Annotated in this window: 26 protein-coding genes; 8 read left to right on the top strand and 18 right to left on the bottom strand. The window is 62.2% G+C overall.

All coding sequences use genetic code 11. The features are described 5' to 3' along the window. The first annotated feature begins 143 nt into the window (after window positions 1-143). Window positions 144-980, top strand: coding sequence for an outer membrane protein (locus YUO_RS0104755; RefSeq protein ID WP_028346254.1), 837 nt, complete (start codon window positions 144-146; stop codon window positions 978-980). A gap of 269 nt (window positions 981-1,249) precedes the next feature. Here the strand turns inward: YUO_RS0104755 and YUO_RS0104760 are convergent, their stop codons facing one another. After that, complete coding sequence (locus tag YUO_RS0104760) at window positions 1,250-1,438, bottom strand: hypothetical protein (protein WP_028346255.1); 189 nt, start codon at window positions 1,436-1,438, stop codon at window positions 1,250-1,252. A 298-nt stretch (window positions 1,439-1,736) separates the two neighbouring features. Between YUO_RS0104760 and YUO_RS0104765 the strand changes: the two genes are divergently transcribed. Then, window positions 1,737-1,922, top strand: coding sequence for a hypothetical protein (locus YUO_RS0104765; RefSeq protein WP_028346256.1), 186 nt, complete (start codon window positions 1,737-1,739; stop codon window positions 1,920-1,922). 114 nt (window positions 1,923-2,036) lie between these two features. Further along, window positions 2,037-2,807, top strand: a complete 771-nt coding sequence (locus YUO_RS0104770) for an SDR family NAD(P)-dependent oxidoreductase (protein WP_028346257.1) — start codon at window positions 2,037-2,039, stop codon at window positions 2,805-2,807. Window positions 2,808-2,896: 89 nt separating this feature from the next. Here YUO_RS0104770 and YUO_RS0104775 read toward each other — a convergent pair whose 3' ends face one another. Continuing rightward, window positions 2,897-3,679, bottom strand: a complete 783-nt coding sequence (locus YUO_RS0104775) for an outer membrane protein (RefSeq protein WP_028346258.1) — start codon at window positions 3,677-3,679, stop codon at window positions 2,897-2,899. Window positions 3,680-4,359: 680 nt separating this feature from the next. On the opposite strand from YUO_RS0104775, the gene YUO_RS0104785 reads away from it, so the two are divergent. Beyond that, window positions 4,360-5,103, top strand: a complete 744-nt coding sequence (locus YUO_RS0104785; RefSeq protein ID WP_035725874.1) for an outer membrane protein — start codon at window positions 4,360-4,362, stop codon at window positions 5,101-5,103. A 195-nt stretch (window positions 5,104-5,298) separates the two neighbouring features. Here the strand turns inward: YUO_RS0104785 and YUO_RS0104790 are convergent, their stop codons facing one another. Together YUO_RS0104790 and YUO_RS0104795 are read right to left on the bottom strand one after the other, a co-directional pair. After that, on the bottom strand, window positions 5,299-6,510 hold the full coding sequence (locus tag YUO_RS0104790; RefSeq protein ID WP_083754506.1) for an FAD-dependent oxidoreductase: 1,212 nt from the start codon (window positions 6,508-6,510) through the stop codon (window positions 5,299-5,301). Window positions 6,511-6,669: 159 nt separating this feature from the next. Next, window positions 6,670-8,166, bottom strand: coding sequence for a caspase family protein (locus tag YUO_RS0104795; RefSeq protein ID WP_028346262.1), 1,497 nt, complete (start codon window positions 8,164-8,166; stop codon window positions 6,670-6,672). Window positions 8,167-8,552: 386 nt separating this feature from the next. Here YUO_RS0104795 and YUO_RS0104800 point away from each other — a divergent pair, with 386 nt between their 5' ends. Next, window positions 8,553-10,037, top strand: coding sequence for a DEAD/DEAH box helicase (locus tag YUO_RS0104800; protein ID WP_028346263.1), 1,485 nt, complete (start codon window positions 8,553-8,555; stop codon window positions 10,035-10,037). A 126-nt stretch (window positions 10,038-10,163) separates the two neighbouring features. Continuing rightward, window positions 10,164-11,231 carry a GGDEF domain-containing protein gene (locus tag YUO_RS0104805; protein WP_028346264.1) on the top strand — a complete coding sequence of 356 codons (1,068 nt, stop codon included), beginning with the start codon at window positions 10,164-10,166 and terminating at the stop codon, window positions 11,229-11,231. Between the two features lie 7 nt (window positions 11,232-11,238). On the opposite strand, the gene YUO_RS39755 is transcribed toward YUO_RS0104805, so the two are convergent. The 10 genes from YUO_RS39755 to YUO_RS0104855 form a co-directional block, all read right to left on the bottom strand. Continuing rightward, window positions 11,239-11,667, bottom strand: a complete 429-nt coding sequence (locus YUO_RS39755; RefSeq protein WP_035725878.1) for a TfoX/Sxy family protein — start codon at window positions 11,665-11,667, stop codon at window positions 11,239-11,241. Window positions 11,668-11,696: 29 nt separating this feature from the next. Continuing rightward, window positions 11,697-12,083: a HesB/IscA family protein gene (locus YUO_RS0104815; RefSeq protein ID WP_028346265.1), complete on the bottom strand. Its 387-nt coding sequence runs from the start codon at window positions 12,081-12,083 to the stop codon at window positions 11,697-11,699. A 123-nt stretch (window positions 12,084-12,206) separates the two neighbouring features. Beyond that, window positions 12,207-12,620 carry a VOC family protein gene (locus YUO_RS0104820; RefSeq protein WP_028346266.1) on the bottom strand — a complete coding sequence of 138 codons (414 nt, stop codon included), beginning with the start codon at window positions 12,618-12,620 and terminating at the stop codon, window positions 12,207-12,209. 9 nt (window positions 12,621-12,629) lie between these two features. Continuing rightward, window positions 12,630-13,001, bottom strand: coding sequence for an SUF system Fe-S cluster assembly protein (locus YUO_RS0104825; protein ID WP_028346267.1), 372 nt, complete (start codon window positions 12,999-13,001; stop codon window positions 12,630-12,632). Beyond that, entirely contained in the window at window positions 12,998-14,245 is a 1,248-nt protein-coding gene (locus YUO_RS0104830; protein ID WP_028346268.1) for a cysteine desulfurase, read from the bottom strand. The genes YUO_RS0104825 and YUO_RS0104830 overlap by 4 nt, the downstream gene beginning before the upstream one ends. Continuing rightward, window positions 14,242-15,567: a Fe-S cluster assembly protein SufD gene (gene sufD, locus YUO_RS0104835; RefSeq protein WP_028346269.1), complete on the bottom strand. Its 1,326-nt coding sequence runs from the start codon at window positions 15,565-15,567 to the stop codon at window positions 14,242-14,244. Before sufD ends, YUO_RS0104830 begins: the two co-directional genes overlap by 4 nt. A 17-nt stretch (window positions 15,568-15,584) precedes the next feature. Next, window positions 15,585-16,337 carry a Fe-S cluster assembly ATPase SufC gene (sufC, locus tag YUO_RS0104840; RefSeq protein WP_028346270.1) on the bottom strand — a complete coding sequence of 251 codons (753 nt, stop codon included), beginning with the start codon at window positions 16,335-16,337 and terminating at the stop codon, window positions 15,585-15,587. 23 nt (window positions 16,338-16,360) lie between these two features. Then, window positions 16,361-16,666 carry a hypothetical protein gene (locus YUO_RS0104845; protein ID WP_156908476.1) on the bottom strand — a complete coding sequence of 102 codons (306 nt, stop codon included), beginning with the start codon at window positions 16,664-16,666 and terminating at the stop codon, window positions 16,361-16,363. Between the two features lie 20 nt (window positions 16,667-16,686). Continuing rightward, window positions 16,687-18,183 (bottom strand): Fe-S cluster assembly protein SufB, encoded by a 1,497-nt coding sequence (sufB, locus tag YUO_RS0104850; protein WP_028346272.1) that lies wholly within the window; start codon window positions 18,181-18,183, stop codon window positions 16,687-16,689. Window positions 18,184-18,273: 90 nt separating this feature from the next. Further along, window positions 18,274-19,428 carry a cysteine desulfurase family protein gene (locus tag YUO_RS0104855; RefSeq protein WP_028346273.1) on the bottom strand — a complete coding sequence of 385 codons (1,155 nt, stop codon included), beginning with the start codon at window positions 19,426-19,428 and terminating at the stop codon, window positions 18,274-18,276. Window positions 19,429-19,704: 276 nt separating this feature from the next. On the opposite strand from YUO_RS0104855, the gene YUO_RS0104860 reads away from it, so the two are divergent. Next, window positions 19,705-20,352, top strand: a complete 648-nt coding sequence (locus YUO_RS0104860; protein ID WP_025589847.1) for an alpha/beta hydrolase — start codon at window positions 19,705-19,707, stop codon at window positions 20,350-20,352. 151 nt (window positions 20,353-20,503) lie between these two features. On the opposite strand, the gene YUO_RS0104865 is transcribed toward YUO_RS0104860, so the two are convergent. Then, window positions 20,504-21,184 (bottom strand): glutathione S-transferase family protein, encoded by a 681-nt coding sequence (locus YUO_RS0104865; RefSeq protein WP_028346274.1) that lies wholly within the window; start codon window positions 21,182-21,184, stop codon window positions 20,504-20,506. A gap of 119 nt (window positions 21,185-21,303) precedes the next feature. Beyond that, entirely contained in the window at window positions 21,304-22,404 is a 1,101-nt protein-coding gene (locus YUO_RS0104870; RefSeq protein ID WP_028346275.1) for an anhydro-N-acetylmuramic acid kinase, read from the bottom strand. Between the two features lie 177 nt (window positions 22,405-22,581). On the opposite strand from YUO_RS0104870, the gene tyrS reads away from it, so the two are divergent. Beyond that, a complete protein-coding gene (gene tyrS / locus YUO_RS0104875; protein ID WP_028346276.1) occupies window positions 22,582-23,835 on the top strand; it encodes a tyrosine--tRNA ligase in 1,254 nt (417 codons plus the stop codon). Between the two features lie 77 nt (window positions 23,836-23,912). Here the strand turns inward: tyrS and YUO_RS0104880 are convergent, their stop codons facing one another. Both YUO_RS0104880 and YUO_RS0104885 read right to left on the bottom strand, forming a co-directional pair. Beyond that, entirely contained in the window at window positions 23,913-24,596 is a 684-nt protein-coding gene (locus YUO_RS0104880; protein WP_028346277.1) for a DUF1326 domain-containing protein, read from the bottom strand. Between the two features lie 51 nt (window positions 24,597-24,647). Then, window positions 24,648-25,529 (bottom strand): MBL fold metallo-hydrolase, encoded by an 882-nt coding sequence (locus YUO_RS0104885; protein ID WP_198027965.1) that lies wholly within the window; start codon window positions 25,527-25,529, stop codon window positions 24,648-24,650. Window positions 25,530-25,722 lie beyond the last annotated feature (193 nt).

Consider the following 25,722-nt stretch of genomic DNA (forward strand, 5'->3'; position numbering starts at 1 on the left):
GCCGGTCATTCCTTTTCGGCCCAGTGTGCTTCCCCCGCAACAGCATTCTGGCCGGAACTGCGTATAGTCACGGTACTGGATTTTGGGAATCGGCGCTCGCGCACCTCTAGAGCGGTGGCGCACCTAGGGTAAGGGACTTGAAAATGAAAAAGGTACTGCTCGCTCTGACTGCGGTGGCGGCAATGACTGGATCGGCCGTTGCGGCTGACCTCGGGGCCCGTCCCTATGCCAAGGCTCCGGCGCCGGTCGCCCCCGTTTATAACTGGACCGGCTTCTACATTTTCGGCGGCGCCGGCGGCGGACTGTGGGCAGCCGACAGCAACGTGGAGAGCACAGGCGTTGTTGGAGGCAGCGGCTTTTTTGGTGGACCCGCCGGCACTGCGCTGACCCGCGATCAACGCTTGGGCGGCAGCGGCTGGTTCGGAACGGTTGGCATCGGCTATGACTGGCAGTTCAATGGCCGCTGGGTGGCCGGTGTGTTCGCTGATGGTCAGTTCGGCGATATCCGTGGTTCGCTGAGCGATCCCTTCTCCGGCGTTGAAGGTCGCGAAAAGCTTCGCACCAGCTATGCAGCTGGCGTGAGACTTGGCTATCTGGTTGCGCCGAACGTGCTCTCCTACGTCAACGCCGGTTATTCCGGTTCGGAATGGTCGGGCTCAAATCTCTCCACCTTGGCTGCTGGTGGCGGTCCGACCGTTTTCACCACGCCTTCCTTCCGTCGTGATGGCTGGTTCATCGGCGGTGGCGTCGAAAACAACCTGGACATTTTCGGAATCACCGCGCCAGGCTGGTTCATGAAGACCGAATACCGTTCGGCGTTCTATGACCGCATCTCGCTGCCCGAGACATTCGCTCCGGCTAGTGGCTTTGCGGGCCCGACCGGCACAGCCGTTACCTTCAAGCCGTGGGTGCAGACCATCAGCACCTCGCTGGTTTATCGTTTCAACTGGAGCGGCGCTCCGGTCTCCGCCAGGTACTAATCGCCAAAGACCGATCTCGGCCAATCAACAATTCAAAAGCCCCGGTATCGCCCGGGGCTTTTTTGTTGCCCGTCGCGGGACCCGAAGCAAGCGACCCGTAGCTGCCGGCATGAGCAAGGGACAGTCACTTGTCCCGGACGCGGTGCAGCGTGCAACGCAGCTCCGCAGAGCCGGGACTTCTCCGTTCGCCCTGGGCCGGCTCTGCAGCGCATCGCTATGCGCTGCGCTGCGTCCGGGGCACCAGGCCTCCGCTTAACGATCATTCTCTCTCAGTTCCCTGCCACCGCCGCCTTGGCGGCCTCGCGGGAGCGTGTCGGCTGGAAGGCTTTCGCGGCCCTAGCCGCCGCCAAGGCGATCCGGAAACTATCGAGCGGCGAGAAGCCGAACTGCGTCCGCGACAGCTCGTAGAGGTGATGGAACAGCGCGGGATAGCGTTTGTCGTAATAGTCGCGCCACATTGCTGTCTCCAGCCGGCGATTTCAGCCGGATCGAAGGCGCGCAAATCAGCGTTCCGCGGCCACGACAGATAGGCGCCAATGGCAACCAGAATCAACGCGAGCGCTAGACAAATCATTCGGCAGCTCATGATGATCCTTGGCGATGCTACAACTTCCGGCCTTGCGAAGCCGGCCGGCTTTCTATTTCGATCGGAAGCTACGGCCGCCGCCGGCAATGGTTTCCTGCAGCGGCCCAAAGACAACCGAAGACAGAGCCGCGCCGCGTCCCCGCGCCAAAGCGGCAAGGAGGGAGGAAGCGATGGCCAGATCCCTTTCAATCATCGGCTTTCTGGCGCTTGCCATAGGGTTATTGTGGATCGGCCAGGGCACCGGCGCGATCCCTTGGCCACCATCGAGCTTCATGATTAATCAACTGCAATGGGCCGGATATGGCGCAGTGCTTGCCGCGATGGGCCTGATCCTGATCTGGCTAGGCAACCGCTAGGTTCGTAGATTCGTAGGATGGGTGGAGCGCAGCGATACCCATCAGCTTTGTGCGTTGTGGATGATGATGGGTATCGCTGCGCTCCACCCATCCTACAGAAACTGGACAACTCACATGACCACAAAACTCTTCGACCTCACCGGCAAGGTAGCCATCGTCACGGGCGGCAATGGCGGCATCGGGCTCGGCATGGCCCGGGGCCTCGCGGAGGCTGGCGCGGCGATCGCCGTGGTGGGCCGCAACGAAGCCAAGTCGGCCGATGCGGTCGCGGAACTTACGCAAGGCGGCGCCAGGGCAATTGCGGTTGCGGCCGATGTCACCGACAAGGCGGCGGTCGCCGCCATGACCGAGCGCGTCGTCCGCGATCTCGGCCGGATCGATATTCTCGTCAACAATGCCGGGATCAACATCCGCAAGCCGCCGCACGCGCTCGATATCGCCGAATGGAACAGCGTGATCCAAACCAACCTCACCAGCGCCTTCCTGTGCTCGCAGGCGGTCTATCCGGCGATGAAGGCGGCTGGCGGCGGCAAGATCATCAATATCGGCTCGATGATGTCGATCTTCGGCGCCAGCTTCACGCCGGCCTATGCCGCGAGCAAGGGCGGCATCGTGCAGTTCACCCGCTCCTGCGCCTGCGCCTGGGCGGCCGACAACATCCAGGCCAATGCCGTGCTGCCGGGCTGGATCGACACTGATCTCACCAAGCGTGCCCGCCAGGAGATCGAGGGCCTCCACGAGCGGGTGCTGGCGCGCACGCCGGCGGCGCGCTGGGGAGCCATAGACGACTTTGCGGGCATCGCGGTCTTCCTCGCCTCGCCCGCCTCCGACTTCATAACCGGTACGGCGATTCCCGTCGACGGCGGGTATTCTGTTATGGGGTAGTCAAAAGGACTTGCCGAATCCTTGCATGAAAAAAGCCCCGGCCAAGGCCGGGGCTTTTCCATCGTCTCAGGTTTTGAGTACTACCTTGATCAGTACCTCGCCACGACCGGCGCGGTCGGCCACGGATTGAACTTGTAGCTCAACCGAGCCATCACAGCGTCGACATCCGCATCGACGTTCCTATTGTTGAGCGGATTGCAGGTGATCAACGCAAGATTACAATTGTGCTGCTTGCTGTCGAACTCGTAGTGCTTGTAGTCGATGCCGATGATCAGGTTGTCGAGAACCGCATATTCGCCACCAACGCCCGCATACCAGCCGCCATGCGAAGCGCCGGCATGGTCAAACGTAACGCCAGTCCCGTTGAGGAGGGTCTGGGTGTCGATGTCAGCCTGCGCGTAGCCGCCCTGGCCATACACCATAAACCGGTTCCAGGCATAACCGACCCGCCCACCGATGTACCAGATATCGTTGACGCGACTTTGGCAGGACAGGCCAACGACCAAGCCGCAGCCAGAGCCGATGAGGCCAGTGCCAGCGGTGGTGTTAAAGCCGTTGTCGAGGGCATTAAAGCCGCCTTCGACGCCGAGCACGAAATTGCCCCACTGCTTCTGGATTCCCGCAAAGCCGCCGTAGATCAAAGCGGTGTCGCTGTTACCCGTGCTCCAGAGGAAGCCCGGAAAATTGTAGAAATCTCCGGCGGTGTCGTGCCAGGCGCCGCCGACCGCGCCGCCGACATAGATACCGGACCAGTCGTAGGTAACGACCGGGGGCGCAACAGGCGCCTTCGCGATGCGTGCCGGCATGTCTGCGGCGAACGCGCTAACCGCGCTGGCGGCAAGGATGGAAGCAGCGAGTACCAGTCTCTTCATTGCATTTGCCCCTTTAGTGAGCACTGCGCGGATGAGCAGCGGGTGAGCATCAAATCGAAACCATGACCTAAATTACCCGGATTCCGGCCCCTTGGCTGTCACCCGATTGCTACAGTTGCGCGCAATGTTATCTCCGGTTGAGGATACCAAAACACAACTTTTGGGTTGTTTCGGCAGGCCCCCAGTTCAATTGCCGGCCCTACGTAGCGAATGCACGTGTTCAGGGCGCACGCCTAAGCCCACAAACCGCGCCGTGACGCCCTGCAGCCAGGGGGGCACCGTGGTGGACCAGCCGCATGACCAGCGGGACCCTCAGCGGCTGGTTGCCCGGCTTCAGCGCCGCGTTCACGATGTTATTCTGCACGACGACCTGCATCCGCTGCGTCATCTGGACCGGGAGTTCGCGGCGCCGGCGCATCGCGTTAGGCGGCGCTTAACGCTCCACGGGAATGTCTGCCGCCTGACGAGGGCTCCAAAGCGCCGTCCAGCCTCCAAATTGGCCGAAATCTCGATTGTTTTGCCTACTTTCGAGCCGAAGCGCGGCTGTCGATCGGCGATATCTTGATGTGGAACCGACAAAGCTATGCACTGTGGCGTGCAGGTGACAGCATTTCCAGAAGTTCCCGATTACAACGTGATCAGAATCAATCGTTCGCTCACTTATTGAATGGGAAAAAATCATGAAGAAAATCGCTTTGGCCGCTGCCGCCCTGGTCATCGGCACTGCCGGCGCATCCGCTGCAGATCTGGCTGCCCGGCCGTACACCAAGGCGCCTGCTCCGGTTGCCGCCGTTTACAACTGGACCGGCTTCTACATCGGTGCCGATGTCGGCTACGGCTGGGGCCGCTCGACCGGCACCTTGACAAACGCGGCTGGCCTTTTTCCGGTGCCGTACAGCCTTGATCCCAGCGGCGTGATCGGCGGCGGATTTGTCGGCTTCAACTATCAGATCAGCAATGTCGTGCTCGGCGTTGAAGCGGACTGGCAGGCGTCGGACCTGAACGACAGCGGCAACTTCCTGCTGGGTGGCGTCCCCACCTATACCATCCGAACCAGCGTCAATGATTACGGCTCGGTCCGTGGCCGGCTCGGCCTTGCCTTCGACCGTTGGATGGTGTTCGGCACGGCTGGCTACGCCTGGGGTAGCTGGGACACCTCCTATGCGTTCATCGGTGCGCCTCCGTTCGTCACCGCGGGCGTCAGCTCGCATGATGGCTGGACGGCTGGTGCTGGCATCGAATACGCCTTCGCCGACAACTGGCTGGGCCGCGTCGAATATCGTTACACCGACCTCGGTCGCGCCAGCTTTGTTTCTCCTCTCACGAATAGTGCGGAAGTCGGAAACCGGGTGACCATCAACGACGTTCGCGTGGGTATCGCCTACAAGTTCGGCGCCCCCGCCCCGGTGGTCGCGAGGTACTGATCTTCGCTACCCTTCGACAACTTAAAGCCCCGGCATCGTCCGGGGCTTTTTGTTGCCTGCACGCGGGCAAGCTAGAGCGTTTTTTCAGCGAAGTGGACACCGGTTCGCGTCAAGAAAACGCGTCAAAACAAGAATCTAGAGCCCGGTTCTGATTCAATCAGAACCGGCTCTAGTCAGCGTGGCGCGCGCTGCCGGTTAGCCGCGGACTGGCGACTGCACATGCTCGGGCCGCACGCCAAGCCCCACAAATCGCGCTGTAACGCCCTGCAGCCAGGGAATGGCGGTGACCAGCCGCATGACAAGCGGGACCTTCAAGGGCTGGTTGCCCGGCTTCAGCGCAGCGTTCACGATGTTGTTCTGCACAACGACCTGCATCCGCTGCGTCATCTTCACCGGGAATTCGCGCCGCCGGCGCACCACGTCGAGTTCGTCTTCGGACGGGCAGCCGCTTACCAGCTTCGACGCCAGCAGGTTCGCGGTCGCCACCGCGTCCTGCACGGCGAGATTGACGCCGACGCCGCCGATCGGCGACATCGCATGCGCGGCGTCGCCGATGCACAATAGCCCCGGCCGCGTCCAGCGCTTCAGCCGGTTGACCGCAACCGTCAACAGCTTGACGTCGTCCCAGCTCTTCACCTCGGCAAGTCCCGGTTTTAGGACCGGCGCCATGCGCGCGATGTCGTCGAGCAGCGCGGGCAGTCCCCTCGCCTTGACCGCGTCGTATTGTCCTTTGGGAATGACGAACGCGCATTGCCAATAGTCGCCGCGGTCGAAGGTCACCATCATCTTGCCGGGATCGACTCGGGCAAACAGGCTCTCGTTTTCGTTCTCCCGCTTGCTGGCGCGAAACCACAAGACATCCATCGGCGCGCCGATTTCCTCGACCTCAAGGCCGGCGCGTTCGCGCACCAGCGAATGGCGCCCGTCGCAGGCAACGGTCAGGTCGGCCTCGATGTCGATGATGCCATCCGGCGTCTTCGCGTTCACGCCCATGACGCGCTCGCCGTCTCGAATTAGATCGATCGCTTCCGTCGACATCATCACCTTGAGCGACGCGAACCGCTTGCCGCTTTCGCGCAGGAAATTGAGAAAATCCCACTGCGGCATGAAGGCGATGAAGGGATATTTGACGTCAAGCCTGCTCAGGTCGGCGATCCGCACCGTTTCCCCGCCGAACATGCCTTGCATCTTCTGCAAGCGCTGGTGCGGCAGGTTCAGGAAACCCTCGATCAGCCCGAGTTCGTCCATCACCTGAAGCGTCGAGGGATGCACGGTGTCGCCGCGAAAATCGCGAAAGAAGTCGGCGTGCTTCTCCAGCACCACGACATCGATGCCGGCGCGGCCCAGCAGATATCCGAGCATCATTCCGGCCGGCCCGCCGCCGACGATGCAGCAACGTACTTTCATCGCTCGCTCCTGTCGCCGGTTTTCCCGGCTCGGGGCAGCATCGATCATCTGCCAGGCATCGGCAATACACGCTCCTCGCAATGACGTGGAAAGGCCGCGGCGTACTGGATGCCCCGCATGCGCGGGGCATGACGTCGAAGACGGCGGGCCTCGCGTCCGCTACCGCCTAAAACTCTTGATCTCGGAGACGCTGCCGTCGCGATAGGTCAATTCCACCGAAACCGATCTGGTTGCCGGCGCGAGCTTCAAATAGGGCTGCGCGTCGCGCGGAATGGCGATGGGATCGCGAGTGTCGCAAGGCGGCATTTTCAGCACCTTGTCGGGCACTGCGCTGTCGATGCCGAGGCGCACTTCGCGGATCGCGCAGCGGTACGACATCAGGTGCGTATAGTAGACCAGAAGCCCGTTGTACTCGCGGAACGACAGCCAGCTCGTCGCGGTCATGTCGAGGATCTTGCGCTGGTCGCGGATCAACGCGGCCTCGGGATCGAACCGGATCGGGAACGGTCCCTGCAATTCGCCATTGGTGTCGACATAGCGCACCTGGATGACAGCCGCCGGTGCATCGGCCGGCAGCTCGACCGACGGGTTGGGCATCCGCTTGCGGGTCCGCGGATCGAGCGTATCCATGAAACCGGTCTCGCGGAAATCGCCGCTGTCGCCGATGCGCCAGGAAATGCCGAGCGTCGGATCGGCGATCGAGAACACCACGGTCCAGCCGCCATTGTGACGCGAGAACATCGCGATCGGCGCATTGACGGAATCGTTCTGCGGCTGCAGGCGCTGTACCGGAGGCAAAGCTGCAAGCTTTTGCAGCGGCTCGGCGGGCTTCGCCGCCTCAGGCTGGGCCTTCGCCAAACCATTCAAGAAGACATCGTCGACCATCTGGTCGAAGTAAACCGGGATCTGCTTGTGGCGCACGGTCTCTGCCAGTTCGCTGACCGCGCGCCGCGTGCGTTGCGCAACTTGAACGAGGTTCGCGCCGGGCTGCGTGATCTCCTTGGCGAAGGTTCGCGTGAACACCGAGTTGGGATTGGCGTCGTCATTGGAGAGCCGGTCGAGCGCGGTCTGCCGCGGCCCGGCCGAGAAGATCGAGAACACGCCTTCCGGCAATTGCGTCATCGGCGCGAGACCGCCGCCGCCGGCAACCGCACGCGTGCCGGCGCGCTCGAACGGATTGTTGCGGCAGGCATCGAACACCAGGATGGCGGTGCGCACCTTCCGGTTCTGCAGCCGCTCGATGATGCGGTCGGCGAGGATCGAGGCATCGCGCACGAGCTCTTCCTGGCCTTCGGTCGCCGCCGGCACGTCGGTTGGCAGCAGGAAATTCTGGCCCGCGATTTCAAAACCGTGGCCGGCATAGAAGAAGAATGCCGTATCGCCGGCGTCGACCGCCTTGTCGAACGCCAGCAACGTCTGGCTGAACGCCTGTCGGTTCTGGTTTTCCGCCACCATCACCGTGAAGCCGAGCTGCTTCAGCGTATCGCCCATGGTGCGGGCGTCGTTGACCGCCTTCTGCAGCTTGGGCACGTTCCGGTAGTCGTTGTTGCCGACCACCAGTGCGACGCGCTTTTCCGCCTGCGCAGGCGCGGCAAAGGCCGCGACGCAAGTTGCAAGGCTTGTCACCGCAAGCAGTCTGAAAAGCCAGCCCTTCATGGAATTCCCCCTGCGCACGATTCGTCCTAGTTTGGCCCGTGCGAAGCTGTTTCATGCCATAGTCGGCAGGCCATTGCCCATGGTTCAACGGCTTCGTTCGATGGGAATGAGATGGCTCGATTTGACGGCCAAATGACGGTTCTTGCCGTTATTTGTGCGAAAACATTAAGCTTTTTGGGCTTCAATGCCGGTTCCTAGATTGACTTTGGCCATTTCGACCCTATGTTCGCGCTCAACGCGGCCTTGGATCGAAACGCGATTCCTTAGGTTAGCCGCTCGTCTGCGTAAGTCAGAGCCCCCAGCTTTTCAAAAGCGCGCCGTTTCGGGGCAAAACGCGACAGCCTTTTTACCTTCGATTCCGAACGGCGGTGTCGACTAGAGGCTCAATGTCTTTTTCCCATCTCGGTCTTTCCGATAAGGTCCTCGCCGCAGTTGCGGCTACCGGTTACACCACCCCTACTCCCATCCAGGAACAGGCGATCCCCCACGTTCTGGCCCGCCGCGACGTCCTCGGCATCGCCCAGACCGGCACCGGCAAAACCGCCGCCTTCGTCCTGCCCATGCTCACTTTGCTGGAGAAGGGCCGCGCCAGGGCACGAATGCCCCGCACCCTGATCCTCGAACCGACGCGCGAACTTGCGGCACAGGTGAAAGAGAATTTCGACAAGTATGGCGCTGGCCAGAAACTCAACGTCGCGCTTTTGATCGGCGGCGTCTCATTCGGCGACCAGGATTCCAAGCTGACCCGTGGCGTCGACGTCCTGATTGCAACTCCGGGCCGGCTGCTCGACCACACCGAGCGCGGCGGCCTCCTGCTCACCGGCGTCGAACTGCTGGTCATCGACGAAGCCGACCGCATGCTGGACATGGGCTTCATCCCCGATATCGAACGCATCTGCAAGCTGGTGCCGTTCACGCGCCAGACCCTGTTCTTCACCGCGACGATGCCGCCGGAAATCAGCCGCATCAGCGAAACCTTCCTGCACAATCCTGAACGAATTGAAGTCTCGCGGCCGGCAACCACGGCGACCGGGGTGTCGCAGTTCAAGGTCAACGGCGGCCGTGAGCCGCACGAGAAGCGCGAGCTCCTCCGCCGCCTGTTGCGCGACGCCAAGGACCTCAACAACGCGATCATCTTCTGCAATCGCAAGCGCGAAGTCGCCGTCGTTCACAAATCGCTGCAGAAGCATGGCTTCAGCGTCGGCGCCCTGCACGGCGACATGGACCAGTCGGCGCGCACCGCGGCGCTCGATCAATTCCGCAAGGGCGAGATCCCGCTGCTGGTGGCCTCCGATGTCGCCGCGCGCGGCCTCGACATTCCCGCCGTCAGCCACGTCTTCAATTTCGACGTGCCGCATCACGCCGACGACTACGTGCACCGCATTGGCCGCACCGGCCGCGCCGGCCGCGCCGGCACCGCGATCTCGATCGTGACGCCGCTCGACAGTAAATCGATCGCTGCAATCGAACGACTGATCGGGCAAACCATTCCCCCCGCCGAAGGTGACTACGCCGTACATTCGGACTCATCCGAGGAGTCCGATCAGCCGCGCGAACATCGCGCGCGGGAGGGTTCGCGCGGCGGGCGCAAGCCGCGGCGCGAACGCGAGCCACGACACGCCAGGGATTCTGATAAGCGCCGCGACAAGAGCGCCGATCGTGAGCCGCGGCAGGCCAAGGGCACGGGCCGCAGTGTCAGGCAGCAGCCGGACGCCGCCGCCTTCTCGCCGCCCGCCCCTGCACAGCCTTCACGCGTGCCCTCGATCGGGCGACCCGAACCGCGGCGCGCTCACCGCGAGGTCGAATCGGAGCCAGCCGATCACTCGCACCTTCCTGCATTTCTGTTGCGGCCCATTCGCGCCCGCGTCTGACAAGCGTCGATTTCCTGCGGCCGGAACTGTTTACCGGCCGTTCATCCTCCTCCGTTAACTTGTGGCGATAATTTAATCATTGCCGCACGGCAACGACCGGCGCTGCTCGCTATTGGGGACGGATCAGTGGTCAAGCTGCTGGACGAGCACGATCGCACGATGGCGTTTGCCGAAGTCGCGTTGGGCCAGATCAAATCCCTCAGGCAGACCGCCGTCCCACGCAACTATGAAATCTGGTACGTCTACGCGACCGGATACAATGCTCCCCTCAACAAGATCATCAACGAGACGCTGGCGCGCAACGGCAAGCTGAGCGAGTCCGATCTCGAACAGATCTACGAAACCTATCTCTCGCACATCAAGGCCTCCGACCGCATCGACAAGGTCGGCGCGCGCGTGATCGGCGAGATCGACGACGTGATGACCCTCATCACCGAGGCGCTCGCGATGTCGGAGAGCTATGACGCCAAGCTGAGCGGCGCAAACGAAAAACTCAGGAACGCCAAAAGCCGCGATGAGATCAAGGCGATCGTCGACGGCCTGGTGAAATCGACGCGCGAGATGCGCGAGACCAACATGGCGCTGGAGAACCGGCTGGCGCTGTCCAAGACCCAGATCAGCAATCTGCAGCACAGCCTCGAAGCAATCCGCGCCGAGAGCTTGACCGATCCGCTGACCGGATTGGGTAATCGCAAATATTTCGACCGCTCAATCGAGATGGCGGTGCGGACGGCGCTGGCGAGCGGCGAACCGCTGTCGCTGATGATGTTCGACATCGACCATTTCAAATCATTCAACGATTCCTACGGCCATCTTACCGGCGATCAGGTGCTGCGGCTGGTAGCGATGTCGCTGAAGCAAACCATCAAGGGCCAGGACATCACCGCCCGCTATGGCGGCGAGGAGTTCGCGGTGGTGCTGCCGAATACCGGGCTGCGTCAGGCGCTGACGGTCGCCGACCACGTCCGCCGCGCCGTCATGGCCAAGGAATTGAAGAAGAAATCGACCGGCGAAATTCTCGGCCGCGTCACCATCTCGGTCGGCGTCTCCATGATGAAGCCGGACGACGACACGGATTCGCTGATCGAGCGCGCCGATGCCTGCCTCTACGCCGCCAAGCGCAACGGCCGCAACCGTGTGGTCTGCGAACTCGACCCCGAATATGCCGCCGAGACCCGCAACCAGGTCGCCTAGACGCCAGCTATTTGCGCCGCGCCTTCCTCGTGCCCGTGGCCTTCCGCTTCGCAGCCGGCTTGCCCGCCTTTCGCGAAACCTTTGCCTTCGCTGCCCTGCGCGCCTTCGGTCGCTTGCGCAGAGCTGCGCGCTGCGCCGCGGCCAGCGCTGCCCGCGCCCATTCGGCCAATTCCTCGGAGTCGTCGAACAGACGCGCCGGCAATTGCCAGTACGAGTTCACGGTGACCGTCTTGGCCCGAGTCTGATACTGAAACGGCGTTGAACCTTCCGCTTCAAATTGCGGAATGGTCTGTTCATCGGCGCGGAAGAAGAGCCCGGCGCGCAGCGCGAGCGCAAAGTTCACGCCGTCCGCTGAAATGCCGTAGCCGGAAAACATCCGGCGGATGGTAACCGGGCCGAAATCGGCGAACAGGTCGATAAGAAAATCGCGATCCATCGCTCACCGCCCCCCGGCGATGCGGTCGCTCAAACCTTCGCGGGCGTCAGTTGAACCGACTCGCCGCAGCCACAGGCGGAAACCTGGTTCGGGTTGTTGAAGATGAACTGCGCCTGGAGCTTGTCGGCCTTGTAGTCCATCTCAGTGCCGAGCAGGAACAGGACCGCCTTGGGATCGACCAGGATCTTGACGCCCTTGTCCTCGACGACTTCGTCGGTCGGACGGATCTCGTGGGCGTATTCCACCGTATAGGATTGTCCGGCGCAGCCGCCGTTTTTGATGCCGACGCGCAACCCCACGATCTCGGAATCGGCCCGCTTGGTCAGCTCCGTGATCCGCGCGGCGGCGGCCTCGGTCAGCTTCATCACCTGTGGGCGCGGCCGCGGCTTCGGCTTGGACTGGACGATGGTATCCATAGCGGTCGATCTCCGGCGTCGCCTCATGGCGACGAGCTATCATGGCCTTAAAATAACAACGAAATTCCCACTGTGAAGGTCTCTCGTCGTGAACTCGATCAGAACCCCTCGAAACGCTGCCCGCTAGTAAATCTTCCAAATTCCCGGCGTCGCCAGTTCGAGCAAATGGTTGTCCGGGTCGCGGAAATAGATGCTTTTCCCGCCGCGCGGCCAGTCCGTCCTGCCTTCGATCGCAACATTGTGCTTACCAAGAGCCTCTTCCCACACCGGCAACTCAGCCGCCGGAATGGCAAAGGCCATATGGATGGGGCCGCTGCCATCATGCGGCGGAATGGTGCCGCCGGGGAGTTGGATCGTCTCAGGCGCCGAGCCGCGGCGAAACAGCAGCAGCACGCTTCGTCCACCGACATCGAAAGCAACGAACCGCGGATCCGCCGTCAGCGCTTCCAGACCCAGCACCTCCTCGTAGAACGCGCGGGCGCGGTCGAGGTCATCGACGTAGAGTGCAGTCTCGATGACGCCGGATAGCTTGGGCAATAGGTCCCTTCACCACATGTTGAGGACGAGGCGCGCCTCGTCGGACATCCGGTCCGGCGTCCAGGCCGGATCCCACACCAGATTGACATTGACGACGCCGACGCCAGGCACGCTGGCGATCGCGTTCTCCACCATGGTCGGCAGTTCGCCGGCCGCCGGACAGTTCGGCGTAGTCAGCGTCATCGTCACATCGACGCTGCGGTCGTCCTTGAGGTCGACCTTGTAAATCAGGCCGAGTTCGTAGATGTCAGCCGGAATTTCCGGGTCGAACACCGTCTTCAGCGCGGCAACGATTTCGGTGCCCAGCCGCTCGGTCTCCTCCGGCGGCAGCGCGGAGTTGGTTTCCATGTTGGCAGTTTTGACTTCGGCTGTGTCACTCATGCGAACAAATCCTGCGCCTTGATCAGCGCCTGTGCCAGATAGTCGACTTCTTCCCGGGTATTATACATCCCGAACGACGCCCGGCAGGTGGCTGTGACATTGAACCGCTCTAAAAGCGGCATCACGCAGTGGGTGCCGGCGCGCACCGCGATTCCCTGCCGGTCGATCACGGTTGCGACGTCGTGGGGATGGGCGCCCTTCATCTCGAAGGAGATCACCGGCCCCTTGCCGCGCGCGGTGCCGATCAGGCGCAGCGAATTGATTTCGCGCAGCCGCTCCTGGGCGTAGTTCACAAGATCGTGCTCGTGGGCGGCGATGCGCTCCTTGCCGATCGAATTGACGTAGTCGATCGCAGCGCCCAGCCCAATCGCCTCGACGATTGGCGGCGTCCCGGCTTCGAACTTGTGCGGCGGATCGCCATAGGTAACCCAGTCCTTTGCCACCTCGCGGATCATCTCCCCGCCGCCATTATAGGGCCGCATCGCGACCAGGTGCTCATGCTTGGCGTACAGCGCGCCAATCCCGGTCGGACCATAGACCTTGTGGCCGGTGAAGGCATAGAAATCGCAATCGAGGTCCTGCACGTCGATCGGCAAATGCACAGCGCCTTGCGCGCCGTCGACCAGCACCAGAATGCCGCGGTCATGGGCGAGCTTCACGACTTCCTTGACCGGGACGAAGGTGCCAAGCGCGTTCGACATCTGAGTGATGGCGACGAGCTTGGTGCGCGGCGTCAGCAGCTTCTCGAATTCATCGATCAGGAAATTGCCGTCGTCGTCGACCGGCGCCCATTTGATCACGGCGCCATGGCGCTCGCGCAAAAAGTGCCAGGGCACAATGTTGGAGTGGTGCTCCATGATCGAGAGCACGATCTCGTCGCCCTGCTTGATGTTGGGCTCGCCCCAGGAAGATGCCACCAGATTGATGGCCTCGGTGACATTGCGGGTGAAGATAATTTCTTCACTACGCCCTGCGTTAATGAATTTCGCCACCTTGGCGCGGCCGGCCTCGTAGGCTTCCGTCGCGGCATTGGCGAGGTAGTGCAGGCCGCGATGTACGTTGGCGTATTCGCTTCTGTAGGCTTCCGTCATGCGATCGAGCACGGCGGCCGGCTTCTGCGCGGAGGCGGCGTTGTCGAGGTAGACCAGCGGCTTGCCATAGACCTTCATCGCCAGCGCGGGGAAATCCTCCCGCACGCGGGCCACGTCATAGGCGCCATTCTTGACCGCCGGATGCTGGGTCATGCCCGTGCCTCCAGCCAACGCTGCGCGGCGGCGATTGCGAGCTCGCGCAGATCGTCGTTAACGATGGATTCGATGGCCTCACCAACAAAGGCCTGGATCAGCAGCGCCTGGGCCTCCTTCTCGGAGAGGCCGCGGGCACGCAGGTAGAACAGCAGGCTCTCGTCCAGCGCGCCAGTCGTGGCGCCATGGCCGCAGGTAACGTCATCGGCGAAGATCTCGAGCTCCGGCTTGTTGTCCGCCTCGGCGTCGTCGGACAACAGCAGTGCCCGCGTCATCATCTTGGCGTCGGTCTTCTGGGCATCGGGACGCACGATGATGCGGCCCTGGAACACCGAATGACCACGGTCGTCGACCACGGCGCGGAACACTTCGCGGCTGGCGCAATGCGGCACCGCGTGATCCATGAACAACGTGGTGTCGGCGTGCTGGCGCCCGTTGAGCAGATTGACGCCGTTGGTCTCGACCCTCGAGCCCTCGCCGGCAAAGGTGATGGTCGCCTGATAGCGGCTGACGGCGGCGCCGGAGGTCATGCCAAAGGTGTTGAAGTGCGCGTGGGCGCCCAGCGTGATGACGGCGGAGGAGATGTTGAACGCGTCGCGGCCATCCTCGACCAGTCGAACATGGTCGAGCCGCGAATTATCGCCGATTGCGACGACCAGCGAGTCATGCGACTGATAGGCCTTCGCACCCTCGGCCGCGATGTAGCTCTCGACCAGCGTCGCGCCGGTATCCTTGCCGAGACGCAGCAGCGAACGGGTGTATATCGCAGCCGGCGTCGCGCCGCTCGCGGCATGAATGACCTGCAGCGGCTGCTTCAGCACGACACCATTGGCGATCTCGATCACCACGCCATCGGTCATCATCGCGCTGTTGAGCGCAACCATCGGATTGGCATTGTCGGGCGTGAACAACTGCGTCTGCAGCGCGGCGTCCCCGGTTTCCAGCACGTCGCGCAAAGTGCGGACGGTAACGCCCTTCTCCAGCCCCTCCAATTCGGAGAGCTTCGGCGCGAACACGCCGTCCACCAGCACCAGCCGACGGGCCCCCTTGATCGCCTGCAGCTTCACGGCGGCAGCAGCCTGCTTCAGCGCGGCCGCATCCGGTGCGGCCGCCAGCGGCGGCACCTCGCGCATCAGCGCGCGCAGATCGGTGTATTTCCATTCCTCGAGCCGTCGGTGCGGCAGGCCGACGCGCTCATAGGCCTCGAAGGCGGTATTCCGCGCCTCGGCGACCTTGCCGCCGCCCGGCAGCCGATCGCGCGCCACCGCAAAGCTGTCGCTCAGCGCGCGCCCGGTCTCGTTTTTTGCCAGAACTACATTCATCACAAATCCGCTTCCCGTCAGGCCGCGTCTTCGAACTGGGTATAGCCGGAAGCCTCGAGCTCCAGCGCCAGATCCTTGCCGCCGCTCTTCACGACGCGGCCCTTCGACATCACGTGCACGAAATCAGGCACGATGTAGTTGAGCAGCCGCTGGTAGTGGGTGATGACGACCATGGCGCGATCGGGCGAACGCAGCGCGTTGACGCCGTCGGCCGCGATGCGCAGCGCGTCGATGTCGAGGCCGGAATCCATTTCATCGAGGATGCAGACGGCCGGCTCGAACAGCGCCATCTGCAAAATCTCGTTGCGCTTCTTCTCGCCACCGGAAAAGCCGACATTGACGCCGCGCTTGAGCATGTCCTGCGGAATGTTGAGCGATTTTGCGACCTCGCGCACCTTCTTGAGAAAGTCGGGCGTTGAATATTCGCTCTCGCCACGCGCCTTGCGCTGCGCGTTCAGCGCGGTGCGCAGGAAGTTCATGGTGGCGACGCCGGGAATTTCGACCGGGTACTGGAACGCCAGGAACACGCCCTTGGCGGCGCGCTCGTCGGGGTCCATCTCCAGCAGGTCCTCGCCCCGGAACAGGATCTGGCCATCGGTCACTTCATAGCCCGGCTTGCCGGCGATGACGTGCGACAGCGTGGATTTGCCGGAGCCGTTCGGCCCCATGATCGCGTGGACTTCGCCCGGGTTCACGGTCAGCGTCAGCCCGTGAAGAATTTCGTTATCCTCGACGCGGACCTTCAAATCTCTGACTTCGAGTAGTGGCATGGCTTTCCCTTGTCGAAATTCGTTTAGTGGCGCCGCCGGATCGGGCGCTCATAGGCTACAATCGCGGCGTCTGGGCACGCGTTTTCCAGACTTGTGATCTCGCCAAGCTTGGCCGCGTCGAGCTCCGCCGCTGCAATCAAATTGCAAAGTCCGTTGCCGATACCCGCGCGGCAGTTCGCTCGATAGGCCATCAGATAAACACCCATCCTATCGGCGGCGGCCTCAAGGCAGCGCGCCTGCGCGTCGCTCGGCCGGAACCACTCTGAACTGTCGAGCCGCGACAAAATGGTTTCGTCGATCTCGTTCAAAATCGGCAACAGCGCGCGCATCTCGCTGATATCAGGTGCGATCATCCCACGCTGCCTTCCAGCGAGATCGAGATCAGCTTCTGCGCCTCAACAGCGAACTCCATCGGCAGTTGCTGCAGCACGTCCTTCACGAAGCCATTGACCACGAGGCCGACGGCTTCCTCCTGCGAGAGTCCGCGCTGCGTGCAATAGAACAGCACGTCTTCGGAAATCTTCGACGTCGTCGCTTCGTGCTCGAAGGTCGCAGACGAGTTCTTCGCCTCGACGTAAGGAACGGTGTGCGCGCCGCACTTGTCGCCGATCAGCAGCGAATCGCAAGCGGTGTAGTTGCGCGCACCAGTCGCCTTGCGGTGTGCGGTGACGAGGCCACGATAAGTGTTCTGCGAGACACCCGCCGCAATGCCCTTGGAGATGATCCGGCTCGACGTGTTCTTGCCGAGATGGAGCATCTTGGTGCCAGAGTCGACCTGCTGGTGACCGTTCGAGATCGCGATCGAATAGAACTCGCCGCGCGAATTGTCGCCGCGCAGGATGCAGCTCGGATACTTCCAGGTGATCGCCGACCCGGTCTCGACCTGGGTCCAGGAGATCTTCGAATGGTTGCCGCGGCAGTCGCCACGCTTGGTGACGAAATTGTAGATGCCGCCCAAGCCTTCGGAATTGCCAGGATACCAGTTCTGTACCGTCGAATATTTGATCTCGGCGTCGTCGAGCGCGACAAGTTCAACGACTGCCGCATGCAACTGGTTCTCGTCGCGCTGCGGTGCGGTGCAGCCTTCGAGATAGCTGACGTAGGATCCCTTGTCGGCGATGATCAGCGTGCGCTCGAACTGGCCGGTGTTGCGCTCGTTGATGCGGAAATAGGTCGACAGCTCCATCGGGCAGCGCACGCCCGGCGGCACGTAGACGAACGAGCCGTCGGAGAACACCGCCGAGTTCAGCGTCGCGAAATAATTGTCCGAGGTCGGCACGACCGTGCCGAGATACTTCTTTACCAGTTCGGGGTGTTCGCGGATCGCCTCCGAGATCGGCATGAAGATCACGCCGGCCGCCTTCAGCTCCTTCTGGAATGTCGTCGCCACCGAAACCGAGTCGAACACCGCGTCGACCGCGATCTTGCGGTTGGCCGACGGCTCACCACCGGGCGGGGGCTCAACACCTTCGAGAATGGCGACTTCGCGCAAGGGAATGCCAAGCTTCTCGTAAGTCTTGAGGATTTCGGGATCGATTTCGTCGATCGACGACAGCGTCTTCTTCGGCTTCGGCGCGGCGTAGTAATAAATGTCCTGGTAATCGATCTTGGGATAGTTGACGCGCGCCCAGGTCGGCTCGGTCATGGTCAGCCAGCGGCGATAGGCCTCCAGACGCCATTCCAGCATCCAGGCCGGCTCGTTCTTCTTGGCGGAAATGAAGCGCACGGTGTCTTCCGAAAGACCCTTGGGGGCCTTGTCGGATTCGATCAGCGTCTCAAAACCATATCGATATTGATCGACGTCGATGCGGCGTACGCGCTCGACCGTCTCTTGTACGGCTGGCATTCCATCCTCCGCTCGCGGTTTCAAGGACCGCGGTGGAACAATCGCAAATCACTATGACGAAGCGTTCCGGCGAAACCCACTTAGAACGTTTCAAGCCGTGTTTCGTCGCCCTCTAAGTAAGGCATCGGCAAGCTTTCGCCAAGCCTCAAGGGCCAAATCAATGTCTGTCTCCGTGGTAGACCAGCCCAGACTGAGCCGCACCGCTCCCTGCGCCAGCTCACCGCCGAACCCCATGGCGGCCAGAACATGGGACGGTTGCACCTTGCCCGAGGAACAGGCGGAACCGGACGATACCGAAATACCGCTGAGATCGAAGCCGATCACCGCCGTCTCGGCCCGGAGCCCGGGAACGGTAAACAGCGTCGTATTGGGCAGACGCGGCGCATTCTCTGAAAACACAATAATTTCAGGCGTTTGGTTCAGCCCCTTCTCAAGACGCTCACGCAGGCCGCGCTGCCGGATGGCACTAGCCGGCAGCTCGGCCATGGCTGTCTTGGTCGCAGCGCCGAAGGCTGCGATACCAGCCACATTCTCGGTTCCTGCCCGGCGGCCCAGCTCCTGGCCACCGCCGCGGAGCAGCGGCTCCAGTCCCTGCACCTCCTCGGCCAGAACCAGTGCACCAACCCCCTTGGGGCCTCCGATCTTGTGCGCAGACAAGGTGATTAGGTCGGCCCGTATCGATTTGATATCGAACGGTATTTTGCCGAATGCCTGGATCGCATCGACATGCAGCAGCCCACCCGCTTCATGCACGATGTCAGCGACTTCGCCGACCGGCTGAATGGCGCCGGTCTCGTTGTTGGCCAGCATCACCGACACCAGCGCCGGCGGCCCTTCGGCAAGCAGCGCACGCAGATGGGCGAGGTCGACCAAGCCGGCACCCGAGACCTTAATGGCCGCGATCGTGTCCGCCGGAAACCGTCCGCCCGATAGCACCGACGGGTGCTCGATGGCCGACACCACCAGTCGCTGGACCGGCGAGCCCGTGCCCCGGCGCAATCCCGGCGCCAGCGCCATGGCATTGGCTTCCGTGCCGCCGGAAGCAAACACCACGTCCTGCGGACGGGCGCCAACGGCCGCCGCGACTGCAGCCCGTGCGTCCTCGACCAGCCGGCGTGCCTGACGCCCTTCGGCATGCACGGAGGACGGGTTGCCGGCCTGGTCCCAAGCGGCCGCCATCGCCTGCCTCGCCTCGGGGCGAAGCGGCGCCGTCGCATTCCAATCGAGATAGATCCGGTCGGACATTGTTCTGTATAATATTACCTACATCCGCGGGCCGCCAGAGCGAGGTACGCTTGGTGCCTGCGCAAAGCGCCTTATGGCAATTGGGGATCGTGCCGTCTCGTACAATCGCAAGCTAACGCCTTGAACAGCCTTCGAGATGTTCAAGATGCTTGCTTTTTGCCCCTCGCCTCATGGTAGAAGGCCGCACCAGTTCACAGGAGCGTCGTTCGCGCATCGCCTAGCGACGCCAGATCGCATTCTCTCCGCCGGATCACGTCCGTTGCCTAGGGATCATCAATGCCTGAAGTAATTTTCACCGGCCCCGCGGGCCGCCTCGAAGGCCGTTATCATCCGGCCAAGCAGAAGAACGCGCCGATCGCGATGATCCTGCATCCGCATCCGCAGTTCCACGGCACGATGAATCACCAGATCGTCTACCAGTGCTATTACGCGTTTGCGCATCGCGGTTTCTCGGTGCTGCGCTTCAATTTCCGCGGCGTCGGCCGCAGCCAGGGCTCATTCGATCACGGCACCGGCGAGCTCTCGGACGCGGCCTCCGCGCTCGATTGGGCGCAGACCATCAATCCCGAAGCGCGCGCCTGCTGGGTCGCAGGCTTTTCGTTCGGCGCCTGGATCGGCATGCAGCTGTTGATGCGGCGGCCCGAGGTCGAAGGTTTTATTTCGATTGCGCCGCCCGCCAATCTCTACGACTTCTCCTTCCTCGCGCCCTGCCCGTCTTCGGGCCTGATCGTGCACGGCGAGAAGGATGCGGTGGTGCCGCCGAAGGACGTCAACACGCTGGTCGAGAAGTTGAAGACGCAGAAAGGCATCGTGATCGATCAGCAGATCATCCCGGGCGCCAATCACTTCTTCGACGGCAAGCTCGAGCCGCTGATGGAGACGGTGACCGGCTATCTCGACATGCGGCTTGCCAACGTCCGCTGAGCGACAATCGGGCAGTTACGTAGGATGGGTTGAGCCCTTCGCGAAACCCATCAATCGCACGCCGCGGTGTCGATGGGTATCGCGGAGTTTATCCTCGGGCCGGCCGAAGGCCGGATCCGTTGGCTCCACCCATCCTACGATCATGCCGGTCTCACGCCGCCAGCTTCAGCAAATGCGCGTTATGGCGCACCAGGAACGCGTGCAGCAATTGCGGATAGTCGGGCCCCACCGCCGTGCGTACGCTCGGCCGCTTCGCCAGCGTCTCCCGCCATGCGCGGATCTTCGGCGTGTCGGCAAAGACCGAGAGATCGGTCAACTCATCAAACACGTCGAAGTAACGGAAGATCGGCGCGAACACCGCGTCCACCAGGCTAAAGTCCTTGCCCGCGAAAAACGGACCCGTGCCGAGCGTCTTCTCGACCTGCGCAAATTTCGCGGCGACCGCCTGCCGCTTGCTCTCGAAGATCGCAGGATCACCCGTCGTCTCCAGGCCCCAGAGCTCGCTCAGAATGGTCGACCCGAACTCCATCCAGGCGCGATGCTGCGCGCGCTGGAGCGCATCCTGCGGATGCAGCTTGGCGCCGCCCTGAGTGTCTTCGATGTACTCGCAAATCACGTTGCTTTCGAACAGCGCGACCTCCTTGCCGCCGTCGCCGGTCACGACCAGCACCGGCACCTTGCCGAGCGGCGATATCTTCAAGAACCAGTCCGGCTTGTTGGCGAGATCGATGTCGACCCGCTCGAACGGAACGCCCTTTTCGTTCAGCGCGATCACGGCGCGCTGCACATAGGGACAAAGCTTGTGGCTGATCAAAGTAAGCTTCTGCGCCATGACGACCTCCCAACGCGAAGGCCGGCCGGCCTCCGCTCCATGCACTTGCATCTAAATTAGATGCGTCTGCATGCAGTCGTCAAGGTCGATGCAATTGCATCAACATATCTTGAACCGCGTCACGGTCGCGCGATGATGCCGCCGGTCATCGGGAGCGGCACCCCTGTGGTGGCGGGGTAGCTCAGCGGCAGGCCCTTCAGGCCTCGCGCCGCCAGAAATCCGAAAGCCTGCGCCTCGATGGCGTCTGAGGCCCAGCCCAAGGTATCCGCCGCCCGGACGGTCGCGGGCGCCAGGCACTCACGGAGCATCCGCAGCATGGTCAGGTTGCGGGCGCCGCCGCCGGCCACGATCCAGTTCTTGGGTTCCTTCGGCAGCAATGGCACCACCCGGGCGATCGCGGCGACGGTGAAGGCGGTCAGCGTCGCCGCGCCATCCTCGGGCGCCATATCGCCGAGCTTCAGGCCCGCAAAATCGTTGCGATCGAGCGATTTCGGCGGGGGCAGCGAAAAGAACGGCATCTCCAGCGCACGGTTGATCCAGGCCGCATCGACCCTGCCGAGCGCTGCGGTGCGCCCCTCGGTATCGAAGCGCTGGTTCATGCGGCGGAACATGTGGTCGTCGAGCAGCGCGTTGCCCGGCCCGGTATCGCAGGCGATCAGCGTGTCGCCGTCGATATAGGTGATGTTGGCGACTCCGCCGATATTGACCACGACAGTCGGCCCCTCCCAGTCCAGCGATTGGGCAAGCGCGCGGTGATAGACCGGCACAAAGGGCGCCCCCTGCCCGCCGGCTTCGACATCGGCGGCGCGGAAATCGTACATGACCGGAATGTGGATCGTCTTGGCGAGCGTCAGCGCGTCGCCGATCTGGACCGTCAGCTTTTTCTCGGGCCGGTGCAGAACAGTCTGGCCGTGAAAGCCGACGATGTCGATATCGTCGAAGCGCATCCGGTGTTGCGCGGTAAAGGCGGCGACCGCCTCGGCATGCGCTGATGTCACGACCCGCTCGGCCTCGCGCAGGCAGCCGGGCCGCGCCGCGCGATCGGTCAGGTCAGCGGCCTCGTACAGCGCCTGCCGCAACAGGCCGCGCTCCGTATCGGTATAGGGCCGGTATCCGGACGGTCCGAGCGCATTCACCCGGCGGCCGTCGGTCTCGATCAAAGCGACGTCGACCCCGTCGAGCGAGGTGCCGCTCATCAAACCTAATGCCGTCAACATCATGGTCGATTGTGCCTTTGAAACGCCCTGCTCGATACGTCCCGCCGACGACGACCAGCTTGTGCCAAACACGCACATCTTATAATGCCACAGCGCCCGGCCTTGCGGCAGCCTGTTCCGGCCATGGTTCCGCAACTGGTTACAATTACAGTGAAAATAGAATGATCAAAGCGCCCGCCCATGACCAAATTTAAATCAGATTTTCTGAACATTTTGCAGGAGCGCGGCTTCATCCACCAATGCTCCGATTTCGAGGGCCTCGACGCGCTGGCCGCCAAGGGCCAGGCGACCGCCTATGTCGGCTACGACTGCACCGCGCCGTCGCTCCATATCGGCAATTACCTCACCATGATGATGCTGCATTGGCTGCAGCAGAGCGGCAACAAGCCGATCACCCTGATGGGCGGCGGCACCACCATGGTCGGCGACCCCTCCGGCAAGGACGAAACGCGCGCCATCCGCACGATCGAGGAAATCGAGGCCAACAAGGCCTCGATCCGCGGCGTATTCGCGAAGGTGCTGCGGTACGGCGACGGCCCGAACGATGCGATCATGCTCGATAATGCTGAATGGCTGACGAAGCTGAACTGGATCGAGATGCTGCGCGACATCGGCCGGCACTTCTCGGTCAACCGCATGCTGACGATGGATTCGGTCAGGCTCCGGCTCGAGCGCGAGCAGGAGATGAGCTTCATCGAGTTCAACTACATGGTCTGTCAGGCCTATGACTTCGTCGAGCTGGCGCGGCGCACCGGCTGCCGGCTGCAGATGGGCGGCTCCGATCAATGGGGCAACATCGTCAACGGCGTCGATCTCGGCCGCCGCATGGGCACGCCGCAATTGTTCGCGCTGACCACGCCGCTGCTCACGACCGCGTCGGGCGCCAAGATGGGCAAGACCGCGCAAGGCGCGGTGTGGCTCAACGCCGACCAGTTCTCGCCTTACGACTTCTGGCAATATTGGCGCAACGCCGAGGACGCTGACGTCGTGAAATTTCTAAAGCTGTTCACGACCCTGCCGATGAGCGAGATCGAGAAGCTCGCGGCATTGCAAGGCGGCGAGATCAACGAGGCCAAGAAGGTGCTGGCGACGGAGGCGACCGCGCTGTTGCATGGCCGCGACGCCGCGAACACCGCCGCCGAAACCGCCCGGCAAACGTTCGAGCAAGGCGCGATCGCGGAGAACCTGCCCACGGTGGAGGTTTCGCGCGGCGAGCTCGAGGCCGGCGCGGCCGTGCTGGGGCTGTTCGTGAAAGCGGGTCTCGTAACCTCGAATGGCGAGGCGCGGCGCCAGATCAAGGGCGGTGGCCTGCGCGTCAACGACGCCGCCGTGACCGACGACAAGATGGTGCTCACGCCGTCCAACCTCACCCCGGAAGGCGTCATCAAGCTTTCCATGGGGAAGAAAAAGCACGTCCTGCTCAAGCCGGCCTAGGGCGTCGAATCTTTAGCACGCAGCCAAATTCGGGATTGATGCAAGTTTGACGTGCGGCTGCTTCTAGATGCCTAGCCTCATTCACGGGAACGCATATGTCCAAGCCATGCCGTGAGCCTTGATCTTTGCCTGACCAAGCCATCCTGATTGAAGTGATGAACACAAAAGTGTGCCCATGAATCTTCGAACGCCATTTCCATGTCACCTGTGACCGACGTGGTACCCAGCCCGATTTCTGCGTAGGTAAACTCGAAACTGCCGCTAGGGCGCGCCAGCGCAATGTGGAATGGTTGACCGGTAAACTCGTTGATCTTCGGCCTGCCTGTGCTCCGCATGACGCCTTGTATCTCTACCCTCGCGGTTCTGAGTTCCAGGTCTGTATCGAGATCAATCGGCAGAAACAATGTCTCGCAAAATTCCGTGCATGTGGACGCGAATACGGCGAAAAGATTGCTCAATGGTTCGCATGCCTCGCCTGAGATGATTGTTTCAAGCGCGATCCGTTGAGCTTCATCCGCACGTTCGTCGATAACGATCTGGCGCCGGCCGTTTCTGTCCTTGATTTCGCCAGGCCACTTGTACAGCGCCGCCCAGTTCAGGCCTGAGAGCGACGTATCGTTGAAGTGGCCTTCGACGACGGTGCCGACGAAGGCTGACTGACAATAGCCGTGGGTACTCGGCAGGTTGAACTGGCAACCACAATTCATAGCGCAATTGCAGTTATCATAAGTCTCGCTCTTGAATAGCCATTGATCAGCCATCTCACTGCGCCTTCCAAATGCGATAGCGCTCAACTCGACTTTGCGCGAACTTCAAGTCGGAACGAAACGATAGGCGCCATCCTTGCGCTCGACAAAGCCGGTGCCAGGGAACGGCAGGTGAGCGCCGATCAGCCGGCGCTTGTCGATGACGAGGCGATCAAGCAGGCGTCGGCGGGTCGAGATGCCGCGATCAGGCTCATGGTCGACTGGCACCGGCCACGACGGATGCTGGAATGAGATCACCGCGTGCGTAAGCGCGTCCGCAACAACGACGAGACCATCCCCACCGGCGATTTCGACCGAGATATGGCCCTGCGTATGCCCTGGCGTATCGATGACCTGCACGCCACTGACAATCTCTTCGCCATCCCGTACCGTCCTCATCTTGTCCTTGACGTGCGAGAAATGGTTCTTGGCACCATTGATGATGCGATCGTTTGTTGCCAACACTGCCGGCAACCTCCGCATCACATTCGGGTCGGCCCAAAGGTTCCATTCGGCGGCCGAAACGAGATAGCTCGCATTCGGATAGATCGGATTGTCATTCGCATCGAGGATGCCCCAGAGGTGGTCGGGATGGCCATGGGTCAGAACGATCTTGGTAATGGCCGTAGGTGGGATGCCGGCAGCTTTGAGGTTCTCCGCAAGCTTTCCCGCCGTCGGCTGGTGGCGCGGGCCAGTGCCCGTGTCGACCAGGATCACATCGGACTGGCTACGGATCACCGCGACAGTGTTCACGAGCTGGAGCCGTTCGCCGGTTTGTCCGGCAGCGTTCAGGGCGGCTTCGCGCTCGATGGGCGGAGAGTCCGGCGTCACGAGGAAGCCCGCTGGAAGGAAGAAATGGCCGTCGCTTACGACCAGAGTCTCGAGGCTGCCTGATTTGTGGACCGGTACCGTATCGACGGCTGCCCTTGTCGGTCGCGGCAAAGACACGCACGCAACTGCGGCCAAAGCCGCTGCAGCCGATTCACTTAGAAATTGGCGGCGAGCTATTCTGCGAACATGCCCTGCGGTCACGACACTTACCTCCTTGATGGGCCACCCTATCGACAGGCACCGCCCCGTTGGGCGCGAAGCTTAACTGGCGCATTTGGGTGGTAGATATCCGATTGCCGCGAGGGCCTAT

It is taken from the genome of Bradyrhizobium murdochi (assembly GCF_000472965.1).
GTDB lineage: Bacteria > Pseudomonadota > Alphaproteobacteria > Rhizobiales > Xanthobacteraceae > Bradyrhizobium > Bradyrhizobium murdochi.

Coding starts and splice junctions, on each gene's coding strand:
- YUO_RS0104760 (WP_028346255.1), bottom strand. CDS start 1,438: ATGTGGCGCGACTATTACGACAAACGCTATCCCGCGCTGTTCCATCAC.
- YUO_RS0104860 (WP_025589847.1), top strand. CDS start 19,705: ATGCCTGAAGTAATTTTCACCGGCCCCGCGGGCCGCCTCGAAGGCCGT.
- YUO_RS39755 (WP_035725878.1), bottom strand. CDS start 11,667: ATGGATCGCGATTTTCTTATCGACCTGTTCGCCGATTTCGGCCCGGTT.
- YUO_RS0104855 (WP_028346273.1), bottom strand. CDS start 19,428: ATGTCCGACCGGATCTATCTCGATTGGAATGCGACGGCGCCGCTTCGC.
- YUO_RS0104870 (WP_028346275.1), bottom strand. CDS start 22,404: ATGATGTTGACGGCATTAGGTTTGATGAGCGGCACCTCGCTCGACGGG.
- YUO_RS0104755 (WP_028346254.1), top strand. CDS start 144: ATGAAAAAGGTACTGCTCGCTCTGACTGCGGTGGCGGCAATGACTGGA.
- YUO_RS0104880 (WP_028346277.1), bottom strand. CDS start 24,596: ATGGCTGATCAATGGCTATTCAAGAGCGAGACTTATGATAACTGCAAT.
- YUO_RS0104795 (WP_028346262.1), bottom strand. CDS start 8,166: ATGAAGGGCTGGCTTTTCAGACTGCTTGCGGTGACAAGCCTTGCAACT.
- sufC (WP_028346270.1), bottom strand. CDS start 16,337: ATGCCACTACTCGAAGTCAGAGATTTGAAGGTCCGCGTCGAGGATAAC.
- YUO_RS0104865 (WP_028346274.1), bottom strand. CDS start 21,184: ATGGCGCAGAAGCTTACTTTGATCAGCCACAAGCTTTGTCCCTATGTG.
- YUO_RS0104770 (WP_028346257.1), top strand. CDS start 2,037: ATGACCACAAAACTCTTCGACCTCACCGGCAAGGTAGCCATCGTCACG.
- YUO_RS0104825 (WP_028346267.1), bottom strand. CDS start 13,001: ATGAGTGACACAGCCGAAGTCAAAACTGCCAACATGGAAACCAACTCC.
- YUO_RS0104830 (WP_028346268.1), bottom strand. CDS start 14,245: ATGACCCAGCATCCGGCGGTCAAGAATGGCGCCTATGACGTGGCCCGC.
- tyrS (WP_028346276.1), top strand. CDS start 22,582: ATGACCAAATTTAAATCAGATTTTCTGAACATTTTGCAGGAGCGCGGC.
- sufD (WP_028346269.1), bottom strand. CDS start 15,567: ATGAATGTAGTTCTGGCAAAAAACGAGACCGGGCGCGCGCTGAGCGAC.
- YUO_RS0104785 (WP_035725874.1), top strand. CDS start 4,360: ATGAAGAAAATCGCTTTGGCCGCTGCCGCCCTGGTCATCGGCACTGCC.
- YUO_RS0104815 (WP_028346265.1), bottom strand. CDS start 12,083: ATGGATACCATCGTCCAGTCCAAGCCGAAGCCGCGGCCGCGCCCACAG.
- YUO_RS0104790 (WP_083754506.1), bottom strand. CDS start 6,510: ATGAAAGTACGTTGCTGCATCGTCGGCGGCGGGCCGGCCGGAATGATG.
- YUO_RS0104765 (WP_028346256.1), top strand. CDS start 1,737: ATGGCCAGATCCCTTTCAATCATCGGCTTTCTGGCGCTTGCCATAGGG.
- YUO_RS0104845 (WP_156908476.1), bottom strand. CDS start 16,666: ATGCGCGCGCTGTTGCCGATTTTGAACGAGATCGACGAAACCATTTTG.
- sufB (WP_028346272.1), bottom strand. CDS start 18,183: ATGCCAGCCGTACAAGAGACGGTCGAGCGCGTACGCCGCATCGACGTC.
- YUO_RS0104775 (WP_028346258.1), bottom strand. CDS start 3,679: ATGAAGAGACTGGTACTCGCTGCTTCCATCCTTGCCGCCAGCGCGGTT.
- YUO_RS0104800 (WP_028346263.1), top strand. CDS start 8,553: ATGTCTTTTTCCCATCTCGGTCTTTCCGATAAGGTCCTCGCCGCAGTT.